Genomic DNA, 16191 nt, shown 5'->3' on the forward strand with positions numbered 1-16191 from the left:
AAAAGCGAGTAATTAAAACTAGCTCTTTTTTTAAAATAGAAACTATTTAAGATTAAATAAATCCTAAATATTTGTAAATTCTTTATTATTTTAGACAATTAATTATCTAAATCATAATTACATGCTTATTATTGGAATTGCTGGAGGTACTGGGAGTGGAAAAACTACAGTTGTAAATCAAATAATTAAACAACTACCTACGGATGAAGTTTGTGTAATATCTCAAGATTCATACTACAACGAAACTGTAAACCTTTCTTATGAAGAAAGATCAAAAATTAATTTTGACCACCCAAGAGCTATCGATTTTGATTTAATTGTTAAGCATTTAAAAAAATTAAAATCAGGAAAAACAATAGAACAACCTGTTTATTCCTTTGTAACACACAACAGAACTACAGACACCATAAAAACTCACCCTAGAAAAGTGGTTATAGTAGAGGGTATTTTAATTCTAAACAACGAAGCATTAAGAGAATTATTTGATATAAAAATATTTGTACACGCAGATACAGATGAACGCTTAATTAGACGTATTAGAAGAGATATTACAGAAAGAGGAAGAGATATTGACGAAGTTTTAAATAGATATCAAGATACTTTAAAACCAATGCACCTTCAATTTATTGAGCCAACTAAAAATTTTGCAGATATTATTATCCCTAATAACAAGCATAACACCGTTGCAATTGACGTTGTTAGAACAGTAATTAACGATCGTTTATAATCTAATATGACTTTAAACAAAATTAAAAATAATAAGGCAGTAAAGATTCTAACAAATGTTTTTGTTTTAATCTTAATTCCATTTTTAATTTGGATGTTCTTTTTTGATGAAAACTCTTACTTAGTACATAGAAAATTTGACAACGAAATTAAAGACTTAGAAAGTACCATTTCATTTTATAAGAAGAAAATAGCAGAAGATAAAGCTACCATAAAAAAGCTTCAAGACTCTATTCAACTAGAACGTTTTGCAAGAGAAAAGTATTTAATGAAAAAAGAAAATGAAGAAATTTATTTAATAGAATTTGATACCATAAAATAACAAATGAAGACTCCTCTTTTTGATGATTTTCTAAAAACGACACCTGCTGCTTGGAAAAATAAAATTCAAGTAGATTTAAAAGGTGCCGATTATAATGACACATTGTTATGGAAAACTCAAGAAGGTATTGTTGTAAAACCTTTTTACACCAAAGAAGATCAATCAAGTCTTGAAATAGAAACACCAAAAGAAGGATTCAATATTTGTGAAACTATTTTTGTTGATGACGAAAAAATAGCAAATTTACTAGCTATAGACGCTTTAAAAAGAGGTGCAAATTCCCTACAGTTTACAGCCAATAAAACATTTAACTATAGAAAACTACTTCTTAATATTGATGTAAAAACGACTCTTATTTACTTTCAATTTTCATTTTTAGACGATTCTTTTCAACTTGAGGTTTCAAAATTTATAAATTCAGAAAAAACATATTTTCAAACAGATATAATAGGAAACTTAGCAGAAAGTGGTAATTGGTTTTTTAATTTAAAAGAAGATTTTATAAAGCTAGAAAGAATTCAAAAAAACACACCAAATTGCATTGGTATTTCTGGAGACCTATATCAAAATTGTGGCGCTACAATTACACAACAACTCGCTTACACATTAGCTCACGCTAATGAATACCTAAACAAATTTGGAAGCACAGTTGTAGAAAAAATAAATTTTTCTTTTTCTGTAGGTAGCAATTATTTTTTTGAAATTGCAAAATTAAGAGCTTTTAGAGTTTTATGGTCTGCACTTATTAAAGAATATGACACCGAAAATTTAGAAGCTCATATTTTTGTACAACCCAGTTTAAGAAACAAAACTATTTATGATTACAATGTCAATTTATTAAGAACAACATCTGAATGTATGAGTGCTATTTTGGGTGGGTCAAATACCATTTCTAATGTTTCTTATGATGCTATTTATCAAAAATCTAACGAGTTTGGAAAACGAATTTCTAGAAATCAATTATTAATATTACAACAAGAAAGTTACTTAAGAGAAGCTCAAAATTTTGCCGAAGGCTCTTATTATATAGAATCTATAACCCAACAATTAGCAGAAAACGCATTAACACTTTTTAAGCAAATAGAAAAAAGTGGTGGTTTTTTAAAACAACTAAAAAACGGCATCCTTCAGAAAAAAATTAAAGAAAGCGCATTAAAAGAGGAGAATAGTTTTATCGAAAAAAAAATTATACTTTTAGGTACAAATTTACAGCAAAATAAAGAGGATAAAATGCAACAAAAAATAGAGTTGTATCCTTTTGTTAAGCAAAGAAATATAAAAACTCTAGTCCCCCCATTAACTAGAAAACGACTTTCAGAATCATTAGAAAAAGATCGATTACATTCTGAAAAAAGTTTAAAAAACCTGAAAAATGGATAGAAACAAACAAATTCTCTTAAAACAGAAAAGGCAAAATGAATTAAAAATTGAAATACAACAATTAAAAAAGAAACTCCCTAAACTTATTTTAGGATTTATTTTTTTTGTTATTATAAGTCTTTATTTTTTAGAAGACAAGTTTTATCATTTTTTTGGAAACAGTGTTAACTTTATATTTGGCACCGTGATGCTATTATGTGTTTTCTCTTTAGCTTTTATCTTAAAGAATTACATTAAAATTAAGAAAAGGCAGAAAAAAGTAAAAAACATTGGAGTTGAATTGTATAAATTAATGAAATTAGAAGAGGGCAACCCTAAAAATGAGTAGAAAAGAAGTACAACATATAAAACTTAAAAATTCAGCCAAAAACACAAAACCTTCTTTTAATCAAGAAGGTTTTGTAGCTGGTATTGCGCCAAATTTACGTGGACCATATTCTACAATGTACGTTAGAAAACCATGGACTATTAGGCAATACGCAGGTTTTTCTACGGCTGAAGAAAGTAATGCTTTTTATTTAAAAAATTTAGAAGCAGGACAAAAAGGTTTATCTGTTGCTTTTGACTTAGCAACTCATAGAGGCTATGATTCTGATCATGAACGAGTACAAGGTGATGTTGGTAAAGCCGGTGTTGCTATAGATTCTGTAGAAGACATGAAAATTTTATTTGACCAAATTCCGTTAGATAAAATATCTGTTTCTATGACTATGAATGGAGCTGTCTTGCCCATTTTAGCTTTTTATATTGTTGCAGCAGAAGAGCAAGGTGTTGCTTTAGATCAATTATCCGGAACTATTCAGAATGATATTCTAAAAGAGTTTATGGTTAGGAATACCTATATCTACCCTCCTGCTCCATCCATGAAAATTATTGCCGATATTTTTAAATTTACAAGCATTAAAATGCCAAAATTTAATTCTATTTCTATTTCTGGTTATCACATGCAAGAAGCCGGTGCCACAGCAGAAATAGAATTGGCATATACTTTAGCAGACGGTTTAGAGTACATTAGAAAAGGAATTGAAGCAGGAATGGAAATAGATTCTTTTGCACCAAGACTATCTTTCTTTTGGGCAATTGGTATGAATCACTTTACAGAAATCGCAAAATTACGAGCCGCAAGAATGTTATGGGCAAAAATAGTGAAGCAATTTAATCCTAAGAATCCAAAATCGTTGGCTCTAAGAACACATTGTCAAACAAGTGGTTGGTCTTTAACCGCACAAGATCCTTTTAATAATGTAGCAAGAACTACCATAGAAGCTATGGCTGCGGCATTTGGTGGTACACAAAGTTTACATACCAATGCGTTAGATGAGGCGATTGCCTTACCTACAGATTTTTCTGCAAGAATTGCAAGAAACACACAAATACACTTACAACAAGAAACATACATAACCAAAACAGTAGATCCTTGGGCAGGAAGTTATCATTTAGAAAAATTAACAGAAGATATTGCCAACAAAGCTTGGGAGCTAATTAGCGAGATAGAGGAACTTGGTGGAATGACAAAAGCCATTGAAAAAGGAATTCCTAAAATGCGTATTGAAGAAGCTGCAGCTATAAAACAAGCAAAAATAGATAGCGAAAGAGATGTAATTATAGGCGTTAATAAATATCAATTAAAAAAAGAAGATCCTTTACAGATCTTAGAGGTTGATGACGAAGCTGTGCGACATTCTCAAATTAAAAGATTAAATCATCTAAAAAGTACACGAAATAATACAGCTGTTAAAACATCAATAGACGCATTAACAGAAGCTGCAAAATCTGGAGAAGAAAACCTATTGGACTTAGCTGTAAAAGCCGCTAAAAACAGAGCGACTTTAGGAGAAATTTCTGATGCTTTAGAAATTATTTTTGGAAGACACAAAGCAGTTCATAAAACAATTTCTGGCGTGTATAGCAAGGAAATAAAAGACGACAAACTCTATAAGGAAGCGGCAGAACTGTCTGATAAATTTGCAGAGTTAGAAGGAAGACGCCCAAGAATTATGATTGCAAAATTAGGGCAAGATGGTCATGATAGAGGCGCAAAGGTAGTAGCGACTGGCTACGCAGACTTAGGCTTTGATGTAGATATTGGTCCACTATTTCAAACACCACAAGAAGCCACAAAACAAGCCATAGAAAATGATGTTCATATTTTAGGAATCTCCTCTTTAGCTGCAGGACACAAAACCTTAGTACCACAAGTTATAGCAGAATTAAAAAAATACGGACGAGAAGATATTATGGTAATTGTTGGCGGAGTTGTACCCGTGCAAGATTATCCATTTTTATTAGATGCTGGAGCTTCGGGTATATATGGTCCTGGTACTAAAATATCTAAAGCAGCCATAGATTTGTTAACCATTTTAATTGATGGTACCGCCTAATAAAAAACACCTTTTATATAAATATATTTTCGTTATTGGTAACATTTTCTTTTGGAATTTCATTAAAAAATTCAGCAACCTCCGTATCTTTTGCTCCTCCATAAGATGCTAAGAAAGTTCCTTTAAAATCATTTTTTGTTACAATAATATATAAAATAGACATATCTGCAGGATTACTCATTCCTTCAAACCGATGTTCTGCGACAATAAAAACCTCACTAGGCTTGTACTTACTTTTAGTATTGTTATCTATTAGCAAGTTCTCTAAAACTCTAAAATTACTTGTATAGCCTTTTTCTTCGTATTTTTTAATTATTTCCAATTCGTTTGTATCAGTATTCATATTATATCAGATTTAAGTTCATCACAAAATAATAACAATTATAAATAGAAATGTACTGCTAATCAATTAGATTTTAACTCAAACCAAAATCTTAAAAACTCTAATGAACTCCTTTTTCTACGATACGAGCTAAACTGATACTTACATTATCTTGATCTTTGTATAAAAACAAAAATCATGGCAATCTTAGGAAATATTATTAAAGGAATTATCAACTTAACAGATACACTATCATCAGAAACAAACCACATTGAAGCTCAAAAAGAGGTTTTAAAAAACTTACTTGAAACAGCCAAAGAAACTCAATTTGGTACTTATTATAATTTTGAAGACATACTTACATCAGAAAATACTCAACAAATATTTGCAGATAAAATACCATATTTCGATTACAACTCTTTAAACGAAAAATGGTGGCATAAAATTCATAAAGGTGAAGAAAATGTAACGTGGGTTGGGAGTCCATCCTATTTCGCTCTAAGTTCTGGTACAACAGGAAAAACGAGTAAAAAAATTCCGGTTACGGATGAAATGATTGCTGCCATAAAAAGTTCTGGGATTAAACAAGTGACTTCTTTAAATAACTTTGATTTACCTGTAGATTTCTTCGAAAAGGATATTATGATGTTAGGAAGCTCAACAGATCTTGATGAGAAGGATGATCATTTTGAAGGAGAAATAAGTGGAATTAGTGCTAGCAATATTCCTTTTTGGTTTAAAGGCTATTATAAACCCGGAGAAGAAATTGCAAAGATTGAAGATTGGGACGAGCGTGTACAACATATTGCAGAAAATGCAAAAACTTGGGATATTGGTGCTTTAAGCGGAATACCTTCTTGGATAGAATTAATGATGCAGAAAGTAATTGATTTTCATCATTTAGAAAACATTCATGAAATTTGGCCAAATCTTCAAGTGTACACTTCCGGTGGAGTTGCTTTTGGTCCTTATGAAAAAAGTTTTAAAGCCTTATTAGGAAAACCCGTTACGGTTATAGACACTTATTTGGCTTCCGAGGGATATATTGCTACACAAGTAAGACCCGAAACCGATGCAATGCAGTTAAATACCGAGAATGGTATTTATTTTGAATTTGTTCCTATGAATCCAGATTATATAAATGAGGATGGATCTATCAAACAAAATGCACCTTCTTTAACTTTAGAACAGGTTGAAACAGACACCGATTATATTTTAATTATAAGTACCGTTAGTGGTGCTTGGCGTTATTTAATAGGTGATACCATTAAATTTACAGATGTAGAAAAGGCAGAAATCAAGATTACAGGACGTACTAAATTCTTTTTAAATACTGTTGGTTCTCAATTATCTGTTAATAAAATGGATGATGCTATTAAGCATATAGAAGAAAAATTCTCTACAACAATCACAGAATACACCATTTGTGCAAAACGATTTGAAGATGGTGAATTTTATCACTCTTGGTATTTAGGTTCCGATTTAAAAGATGACAATGATAAAATTGCAACAGCTTTAGATGATTTTCTTAAAGAAGCAAATAATAATTATAAAGTTGCAAGAAAAAAAGCATTAAAAGGTGTTAAGGTTGCCGTAATTCCTGTTGAAACATTTCATGACTGGAATGACAATAACAAGAAAAAAGGTGGACAGGTAAAAATGGAGCGTGTAATGAAGGAAGAAAAATTTGCCGATTGGGAAAAATTTGTTCAAAAAGCATAATTCAAAAAAAACTAAAAATTAACTTTTAAACTTACTAAAATGAAAACTTCCGATATTATCATACAATCTTTAGAAAATGAAGGCGTAGAATACATCTTTGGCTTACCTGGTGAAGAAAATTTAGACGTTTTAGAATCCATCAGAAAATCTGATCAAATAAAATTAATATTAACAAGACACGAACAAGGGGCAGGCTTTATGGCTGCAACTTATGGTAGATTAACAGGTAAACCAGGAGTTTGCATGTCTACCTTGGGTCCCGGAGCAACCAATTTAATGACACCCGCAGCTTATGCGCAATTAGGAGCAATGCCAATGGTTATGCTTACTGGTCAAAAACCAATAAAAGAAAGCAAGCAAGGTAGGTTTCAAATTGTAGACATTCTAGAAATGATGCAACCACTTACAAAATTTTCTAAACAAATAACGTATGGTAAAAATGCAACTGCTATAATTAGAGAAGCATTTAGAATCTCTAAAGAAGAAAGACCAGGTGCTGTACATATAGAAATTCCGGAAGACGTTTCTCAAGAAACTGTTGAGAATCCGCAGTATTTTAATGTGAATAGCGCTAAAATTCCTTCAGCAAATACAAGCTCCATATTAGAAGCAAAAGAGATGATTCTTTTAGCAAGAAAGCCTTTGTTATTAATTGGAGCTAGTGCAAATAGAAAAAGAGCTAGTGAAGCTTTAACGAATTTTGTAGATCAATTAGGAATTCCTTTTTTTAACACACAAATGGGAAAAGGAATTATCGATGAGAGAAATCCGCTTTATTTAGGAACTGCAGCACTTTCTTCAAATGATTTTTTACATGAAGCCATAGAAGCAGCAGATTTAATTATAAATGTTGGTCATGATACTATAGAAAAACCACCATTTGTTATGAATGCAGATGATAGTAGAAAAGTGATTCACATTAACTTTTTTGCAGCAGAAGTTCATGAAGTTTATTTCCCTCAGTTAAATGTAATTGGAGATATTGCAACAAGCATTCATCAATTAACAAAAGAGCTAAAATCGAATGCAAGAAAATGGAATATTGATTTTTTCTTAAAAGTGAAAAATAATGTATTACGTCATCTCTCTAAATATAAAGAAGATAATCGCTTTCCTATTCTACCGCAGCGTTTGGTAAAAATTACTAGAAATCTTTTACCAGAAGATGGAATTGTAACTTTAGATAACGGAATTTATAAAATATGGTTTGCAAGAAACTATCCCGCTTATGCACAAAACACCTTACTTTTAGACAATGCCTTAGCAACAATGGGTGCAGGTTTTCCTTCGGCAATTATGGCAAAAGAGTTATATCCTAATAAAAAAGTGGTTTCTATAAATGGTGATGGTGGTTTTATGATGAACTCTCAAGAATTAGAAACTGCCGTAAGAATGGAGTTAGATTTGACAATTATTATTTTAAATGACAATGCTTACGGAATGATTGAATGGAAACAAGAAGGAGAAGGATTCCCTAAATTTGGTTTAGAATATAAAAACCCAGATTTTATAAAATATGCAGAAAGTTTTGGAGCTATTGGCCACAGACCAGAGTCTGTATTGGAGTTTGAAGAAACTTTAACCAAAACATTAAACTTAAAAGGAGTACATGTCATTGATTTAGCCGTGGACTATTCATTAAATCATGAAATATTAAATGTATTGCTTAATGAAAATTCTAAAAAATAAAAGATTATGAAAACAACAACCAGTATCAATCCCGCTACAGAAGAAGAAATAGCCAATTACACCAGAATATCAGAAAAAACAACAAAAGATAAAGTTGCAAAAGCAAACGAAACTTATAAAACTTGGAAAAAAACAAGTTTTGATGAACGCTCTAAATTGATGCACAAACTTGCTACTATCTTTGATAACAACAAAGAAAAATATGCACAACTTATGACTGAAGAAATGGGGAAAGTAATTGACCAATCTCGTAAAGAAATAGAAAAATGTGCTTTAATATGTAGATATTATGCGGATAACATTGCAGATTTATTAGCTGATAAAATAGTAAAAACAGAAGCTAGTAAAAGTTATGTAACGTTTCAGCCATTAGGAGTTACTTTAGCTATAATGCCTTGGAATTTTCCTTTTTACCAAGTAATTCGTTTTGCCGCACCTGCGGTAATGACCGGAAATACAGGAGTACTAAAACACGCATCTAATGTACAAGGTTGTGCTTTTGCTTTAGAAGAAGCCTTTGCAGAAGCAGGTTTTCCTGAAGGAGTTTTTACAAACTTAAACGTATCATCGGACGTTATAAAGCCAATTATTGAAGATAAAAATATTGTTGCAGTAACATTAACAGGTAGTGAACCTGCAGGACGTTCTGTTGCTAAAATTGCAGGAGAAAACTTAAAAAAGACCGTTTTAGAATTAGGCGGAAGTGATGCTTATATTATTCTAGAAGATGTAGATTTAGAAAAAGCTACAGATTTAGCAACATTTGGACGCTTGCAAAATAACGGACAAACTTGTATTGCAGCAAAACGTTTTATTGTTTTAGAAGAAGTTTATGATGATTTCTTAAAACTATTTGCTAAAAAGATGAAAGCGGCAAAAATGGGGGCTCCAACTGAAGAAGATGTTTATTATGGTCCTATGGCACGAACAGATTTACGTAATGAAATTCATGAGCAAGTAGAAAAAACGATTGAGCAAGGAGGTAAACTAATTTTAGGAGGAAAAATTCCTGATAGAAAAGGTGCCTATTATCCGGCAACAATTTTAGCTGACTTAAAACCTGGAATGACAGCTTTTGATGAAGAACTTTTTGGACCAGTAGCATCTGTAATTAAAGCAAAAGACGAAGAAGAAGCGATTGAACTTGCAAATAATTCTACTTTTGGCTTGGGTTCTGGTGTAATTACAAGTAATTCTAAAAGAGGAGAAAATATTGCTTTACAATTAGAAGCTGGAAACAGCTTTGTAAATAAACTAGTTAGTTCTGATCCAAGGTTACCTTTTGGAGGTATTAAAAACAGTGGTTATGGTAGAGAACTTTCTAGCTACGGAATTAAAGAGTTTGTAAATACAAAGTCTATTTGGATTGATTAATTTTATCAGAAATTAAAACAACATAAAAACCATCACTTATGAGTGATGGTTTTTACTTTTAATTAAGAATATTTATTTAATATTCTCTAAATTTTCTTCCAATTTATTTCTATCTTCAACCAAAACCATAATTTCTTCTGGAGATAAATAGTATCTTTTAATTCGATTTTTATATGCTTCTGTTATATCAGCATGATTCAATATAAAATTTTTTGTTTTTATGATATACGATTCCATTTTGTGTTTTACAGCAAAACTATCTGCGGCTCTTTCTGCTTCAATAATATGAGTATCTGAAAACAAGTATTTAAGTCCGAACCAAATTAAATTTAACTTACTTCTATTTTGATAGTCCATAATATGACCTAATTCATGACCTATCCAACCAATAAAAATATCTTTAGGAATATTTCGTGTAGAAAATTCCTTATCAGAAATTTTAAATTTCTCACTAATTAAAATTAAGAATTTTCTATTTCTTTTTAATTTAAAAAAACTATCAAAAGTAGGTCTTGCTTGCATGGTAGATTTTTTAATATTCTTTTTAAACTTAAACTCTATGGGTATCTTTTTTAACTGCGGATAGTAATTTAACGCAGTTTCTACTTCATCTTTTATAGAATTAGGAATTACATGGTATTTAGACATAAATTTTATGATTTTTTTAAAACTTTAATACATAAATATACCCATATCTCGAAGTCCATTTGTGCTTTTATGCTTAAATTTGTAGCTCTTTTAAAAAAAGCATTTCATACAGATGAAAAAAATTATTAGCATTCTCTATTCAACTCGTTTAATGGCACTTTTATTTATCCTTTTTGCAGTTGCAATGGGAATTGCCACATTTATAGAAAACGATTATGGCACACAAACCTCAAAAGCTTTAGTTTACAATACCTGGTGGTTTGAATTAATAATGCTTCTTTTTGTCATTAATTTCTTTGGAAATATTTTTAGATACCGATTACATAAAAAAGAAAAATGGGCAGTTTTAATGTTTCATTTGTCTTTTTTATTAATCTTGATTGGTGCAGGAGTAACTCGTTATATTGGTTATGAAGGCATTATGCTAATTAAGGAAGGAGAATCTACCAATAAATTTTTATCTGAAACTACATATTTAAATGCAATTGTAGATAATAATAAAGTACAGAAGCCAGAAATTAACAAACCGATGTTATTATCTGCTTGGGGTAAAAACTCTTGGTCTTACACAGATCATTTTAAGACTGAAGACACTGAACAAGATTTTAGTTTTGAACTTGTAGAATATATTCCTTGGGCAGAAAGAAAATTAGTAGAAGATGAAAATGGAACTGATCATTTATTCTTTGTAGAATCTTCTGAAGGAACGCGTCATGAACATTGGATTCAAAAAGGAACAATTCAAAACATTCACGGAGTATTGGTTGGTTTCAATGCAGAAAGCGATAACCCATCTATAAACTTTATAGAAGAAAATGGAAACTTAAAAATGGTTTCTAAAGATTCTGGTGATTGGTTTCGAATGGCAGATCAAAAAAGAGGAAATATTGTAAAAGACTCTGTTCAAAACTTTCAATATTTAACCTTACACAATGTTTCTGGCTTACAGTTTGTAATTCCTAAACCTGCAGAAAAAGGTATCATGAAAACTACTAGCGGTCCAAAAGACGATCAAAAGTTAGATGTTATTGTTGTAGATATTAAGAGTAATGGACAAACAGAAAGAGTTGAATTAACAGGAGGTAAATTTAATTCTCAGGGTTCTAAAGAAATTACAGTTGGAGGATTAAATTTTAGATTATTATATGGTGCAAAAATTTTAGAAACACCTTTCTTAGTAAAGTTAAATGACTTTCAATTAGAAAAATATCCTGGTTCAGAAAGCGCTGCTTCTTATGCTAGTGAAGTAACCGTAATAGATGCAGACGAATCTTTTGATTATAGAATTTTTATGAACCACATTTTAGACCACAAAGGCTATAAGTTTTTTCAATCTAGTTACGACTTATCTGGCCCAGTAGAAGAAACACACCTCTCTGTAAACCATGATTTTGTAGGGACGTTTATCACTTATTTAGGGTATTCTTTCTTATATACAGGTTTAATCTGTATTCTTTTTGCTAAGAACACAAGATTTGATCATTTAAAAGAAAGTTTAAAAAAGATTAAAAAGAAAAAATTGACTCTATCTATTGTAGCAACGTTACTTCTTTCTTCTTTTAGTTTTGCACAACATGCTCCGCATGAAGAGAGTAAAATTACAAACCAGCAAATAGACTCTATATTACAAGCTAATTTAGTAGACATTCATCATGCTGAGAGTTTTAATAAATTAGTCATTCAGGATGCTGGAGGAAGAATGAAACCTGCTCATACCTTTGCTTCTGAATTGGTTAGAAAAGTAAGTAAAAAAGAGACTTTTAAAGGTATGAAACCTAGCCAGGTTTTATTATCTATTATAGAAAGCCCAAGACTTTGGTATGAAGTACCCGTTATTTATTTAGAAAAAGGAAATTCAAAAATAAGAGAAGTTTTAAGTCTATCTGAAACTACAGAATATGCTCGTTTATCAGATTTTATTACACCTACTGGTTCTTATAAAATAAAGAAAGATGTTGAAGAGGCACAGAAGAAAAATGTAAAAAATAAATTTGAGAACGATTTACTTAAAATTGATAAACGTGTAGGTTTATTATACAGTGCTATTGGAGGTGGAATCTTACGTATTTACCCAATTCCTAATGACGACAACAATACATGGGTTTCTCAACCAGAAACGTCAACGGCAGGTTTTAAAGCTACAGACTCTGTTTTTGTTAGACAATCATTGCCTGTTTACATTCAACTTTTACAGGAAGCTAAAAAAACAAATGACTATACAAAAGCAGATCAAATTTTAGATGGTATTAAGAAATTTCAGAAGAAATTTGGTGCAGAAGTGTATCCGTCAGAAGAAAGAATTGATTTAGAAATTACTTATAATAAATGGGAAATCTTTACGAAGACTTCAGTATTATATATGATTTTAGGATTGTTATTAATCTTTATTGAAATTTTAAAAATATTTTATTATAAATCTAAAGCGTTAAGTTTTATTGTTAAAGGACTTATTGTTTTAACAGTTTTAAGCTTTCTATTTCATACGTTTGGTTTGGCATCAAGATGGTACATAAGTGGTAACGCACCTTGGAGTAACGCTTACGAATCTATTATTTACGTTTCTTGGGCAACCATGTTATTTGGTTTATTTTTAGGAAAAAAATCTACTTTAACCATTGGAGCAACTACTTTTTTAGCTGCTATTATTTTATTCTTTGCGCATCAAAACTGGTTAGATCCTGCTATTGCAAACTTACAACCTGTTTTAAACTCATGGTGGTTAATGGTGCATGTATCTATTATTGTTGCAAGTTATGGACCTTTCTCATTAGCCATGATTTTAGGTATTGTTACTTTAATACTTATCGTATTTACGACCGAGAAGAATAGAAAAAGAATGGACATCAATATTAAAGAGTTAACCATTATTAACGAAATGGCAATTACTGTTGGTTTGGTTATGTTAACTATTGGTAACTTTTTAGGAGGTATGTGGGCCAATGAAAGTTGGGGACGTTACTGGGGTTGGGACCCTAAGGAAACTTGGGCTTTAATTTCAATTATGGTATATGGTTTTGTATTACACATGCGCTTAATACCTGGTTTACGTAGTAGGTTAGCGTTTAGTTTTGCTTCTGCTTTTTCTTATTTAGCCATAATGATGACCTATTTTGGAGTAAACTTCTATTTGTCTGGTTTGCATTCTTATGCAAGCGGAGACAAAGCTGTAACACCTAGAGAAGCTTATATTTATATTGGAGCATTAGTTTTACTTACTATTTTAGCTTCCTTTAAATACAAGAAATACTATAAAAAGTAATACATAATTTAGCAATAAAATGTACTTTTGCATCTGATTTAATAACAATAAAAAACAATATGTTTCATAAAAATATAAAATTAATTTTAGCAGGTTTAATTTCAGCTTGGGCAGTTTATCAATTTACCTTAGGAAATATAATGAACGGAATTTCTATCTTACTTTTGGCAGGAATTTTTGTATTATTTTATTTTAAAAACGAATTTATTTTACTTGCTTTTTTACAATTACGTAAGCAAAATTTTGAAGGAACTAAAAAATGGTTAGGATATATTAAAAACCCAGAGGCTGCATTAATTGTTAAGCAACAAGGTTATTTTAATTATTTACATGGTATTATATTAAGTCAAACGAATATTACACAAGCAGAAAAATTTCTACGTAAAGCTGTAAAATTAGGTTTACCTATGGATCATGATTTAGCCATGGCTAAATTACAATTAGCGGGTATTGCAATGACAAAAAGACGTAAACGTGAAGCAACCATTTTAATGGGTGAAGCTAAAAAATTAGACAAACACGGTATGTTAAAAGACCAAATGAAGATGATGAAAGATCAAATGAAAAAAATCTAATTCTTTTATTTTACTGATATAAAAAAAATCCGCTTTTCAGCGGATTTTTTTATGAACTATATTTACTCTATTTGAACTTCTGATAACCTTTAACAGGGAAGCTAACAAAATTGTCTAGCCCTGATTGAACGGTTTGTTTGAGCTCTTTTTTATTCCTTTTTCTGGATAAAAAAAGCGAGTAGTGAAAGTAGGAAATAGCTTCAAAAAAAGAAGAACAACTCCCTGCTAAAACTAAATCTCTTTCTATTTTAACCTCGTTAAACTTAGGTCTTTATTATACTTTACAATAAATAAGCCTTTGTTTTCTGAGATCCCTCCAGACTTACCCGTATAATCGAATTTACTTTCTATTCTAAAAGAAGCACCGTCTTTAAAAGTATCTTTTAAGTCGTCTCCGGAAGCCAATCTAATTAAAACATCGTAAGTAATATCAAAACCTTTGGTTGCAGCAAATGAAGGCAACGCGTTGTTTTTACCAGCATATTGATTGTTAAATTGCTGTGTGGAAACCGAAGCCTCACTTACATACTCATCACTAACATAGGTTAAATTAACTTTTGCTAACTTTAAATTTGCAATTTTATCAAAAGCTTCTCCTTTGTTATATGTAAATAATTGAACGTTTGTATTCTCTGGTAAGCTAATTAAACTATTTATAGCATCTGCCACTAAAATAGTGTTATTAGACGTTAAAACAACCCAATTTGGTTGATTTGGTTTTAAGATTTGTAAAAAACGATTTTTAGCAATATACCCATTAGTAGGTTTTAAAATATGGACAACAGAAATAGAATCATGAGATTGAAACGACTGTTTCATCACATTATTAGAAATATTTGACTCGTACTCTCCGTCTCCCACTAAAATCAAATTCCCTTTTGTAAAATTATCTTTTATATAAGTAGTTAATTCATCTCTAAAAACTTTTTTCTCTGGTGATGTTTTAATCAATTTTGAAGCAGTAAATTTAGATTGCTTGGTAGAATAAAAAGGAAAAACAACAGGTACATTTAACCTATTCGCCACCAATTCTGCCTCTTCCGAATACAAAGGACCAATTACTACATCATTCTTATTAAGGTTGTTTTCAGACAAAATTGTTTTAATCTTTGTACTATTACTTCCTGTATCAAAGACATTTAATTCGATGTTAATTCCTTGACTCCTTAATGAGTCTACGGCAATTTGTGCACCTAAATAAAAGTCTGTAACCATATCTGCCAATTTGCTCTTCTGAAAAATATCTTTTGATGTAGAAGATCTATATTCATCAGCTCTAAAAGGTAGTAATAACGCCGCTTTTAAATGAATTTTAGTATCAATTACATCTTCATAGATATTGTTTTCGATAACTACTTCCCCTTCTTCAATGGCTTTTATTTTAATAATCTGTCCCACTTTTAAACCTTCTGATAAAACAGGATTAAGTGTTGTCAACTCTTCTTGAGTCACATTATAAAAACGAGTTAAACTATAAAAAGTATCTCCTTTTTTTACTTCATAAACAACAAAGTTTTTCTTAAGTTCCTCTATAAGCTCGTCCTTTTTTTCTTTTAAAGCGGCATCTTTATCCATTCCTTCAATTACAACATCCTCTACCACATTATCTTGGGTAGAAGTTGTTGCTTTTAATTTTTTATTAGGAATTACAATAACAGAATTTGCTTCTGGATTTCTACTCACATTTGGGTTTAAACGAAGTAAATCTTTGGTATTCATATTTAACCTCTGCGCGATCCCCTTCATTGTTTCGCCCTCTTTCACTTTATACTGAACGTATTTATTCTGTTGAC

The 16191-nt window shown here is 30.7% G+C and carries 12 protein-coding genes; 9 read left to right on the plus strand and 3 right to left on the minus strand.

All coding sequences use genetic code 11. The features are described from left to right. The first annotated feature begins 121 nt into the window (after positions 1–121). The 4 genes from udk (at position 122) to scpA (ending at position 4809) form a co-directional block, all read left to right on the plus strand. The gene (gene udk, locus WG945_RS06545; RefSeq protein ID WP_068448596.1) at positions 122–727 is read left to right on the plus strand and encodes a uridine kinase; all 606 of its coding nucleotides are present in this window, start codon (positions 122–124) and stop codon (positions 725–727) included. 6 nt (positions 728–733) lie between these two features. Further along, complete coding sequence (locus WG945_RS06550) at positions 734–1048, plus strand: FtsB family cell division protein (protein WP_068448597.1); 315 nt, start codon at positions 734–736, stop codon at positions 1046–1048. A gap of 3 nt (positions 1049–1051) precedes the next feature. Further along, positions 1052–2428 (plus strand): methylmalonyl-CoA mutase subunit beta, encoded by a 1377-nt coding sequence (locus WG945_RS06555; protein ID WP_068448598.1) that lies wholly within the window; start codon positions 1052–1054, stop codon positions 2426–2428. 320 nt (positions 2429–2748) lie between these two features. Continuing rightward, complete coding sequence (gene scpA, locus WG945_RS06560) at positions 2749–4809, plus strand: methylmalonyl-CoA mutase (protein WP_068448600.1); 2061 nt, start codon at positions 2749–2751, stop codon at positions 4807–4809. A gap of 13 nt (positions 4810–4822) precedes the next feature. On the opposite strand, the gene WG945_RS06565 is transcribed toward scpA, so the two are convergent. Continuing rightward, the gene (locus tag WG945_RS06565) at positions 4823–5152 is read right to left on the minus strand and encodes a hypothetical protein (RefSeq protein ID WP_068448601.1); all 330 of its coding nucleotides are present in this window, start codon (positions 5150–5152) and stop codon (positions 4823–4825) included. A 177-nt stretch (positions 5153–5329) separates the two neighbouring features. Between WG945_RS06565 and WG945_RS06570 the strand changes: the two genes are divergently transcribed. From WG945_RS06570 to WG945_RS06580, 3 genes are read left to right on the plus strand one after another with little or no spacing between them, the layout of a single operon-like run. Then, positions 5330–6853, plus strand: coding sequence for a GH3 family domain-containing protein (locus WG945_RS06570; RefSeq protein ID WP_068448602.1), 1524 nt, complete (start codon positions 5330–5332; stop codon positions 6851–6853). Positions 6854–6892: 39 nt separating this feature from the next. After that, the gene (locus tag WG945_RS06575) at positions 6893–8542 is read left to right on the plus strand and encodes an acetolactate synthase large subunit (RefSeq protein ID WP_068448603.1); all 1650 of its coding nucleotides are present in this window, start codon (positions 6893–6895) and stop codon (positions 8540–8542) included. 6 nt (positions 8543–8548) lie between these two features. Further along, a complete protein-coding gene (locus WG945_RS06580) occupies positions 8549–9916 on the plus strand; it encodes an NAD-dependent succinate-semialdehyde dehydrogenase (RefSeq protein WP_068448604.1) in 1368 nt (455 codons plus the stop codon). A gap of 72 nt (positions 9917–9988) precedes the next feature. Here the strand turns inward: WG945_RS06580 and WG945_RS06585 are convergent, their stop codons facing one another. Continuing rightward, positions 9989–10564, minus strand: a complete 576-nt coding sequence (locus WG945_RS06585) for a hypothetical protein (RefSeq protein ID WP_068448605.1) — start codon at positions 10562–10564, stop codon at positions 9989–9991. A 112-nt stretch (positions 10565–10676) separates the two neighbouring features. Here WG945_RS06585 and ccsA point away from each other — a divergent pair, with 112 nt between their 5' ends. After that, positions 10677–13823, plus strand: coding sequence for a cytochrome c biogenesis protein CcsA (ccsA, locus tag WG945_RS06590; RefSeq protein WP_068448606.1), 3147 nt, complete (start codon positions 10677–10679; stop codon positions 13821–13823). Between the two features lie 59 nt (positions 13824–13882). Continuing rightward, the gene (locus WG945_RS06595) at positions 13883–14398 is read left to right on the plus strand and encodes a hypothetical protein (RefSeq protein ID WP_068448607.1); all 516 of its coding nucleotides are present in this window, start codon (positions 13883–13885) and stop codon (positions 14396–14398) included. A gap of 243 nt (positions 14399–14641) precedes the next feature. Here the strand turns inward: WG945_RS06595 and WG945_RS06600 are convergent, their stop codons facing one another. Beyond that, positions 14642–16117, minus strand: a complete 1476-nt coding sequence (locus tag WG945_RS06600) for a PBP1 and LysM peptidoglycan-binding domain-containing protein (protein WP_231874578.1) — start codon at positions 16115–16117, stop codon at positions 14642–14644. Positions 16118–16191 lie beyond the last annotated feature (74 nt).

The organism is Polaribacter atrinae (assembly GCF_038023995.1).
GTDB classification, from domain to species: Bacteria; Bacteroidota; Bacteroidia; order Flavobacteriales; family Flavobacteriaceae; genus Polaribacter; species Polaribacter atrinae.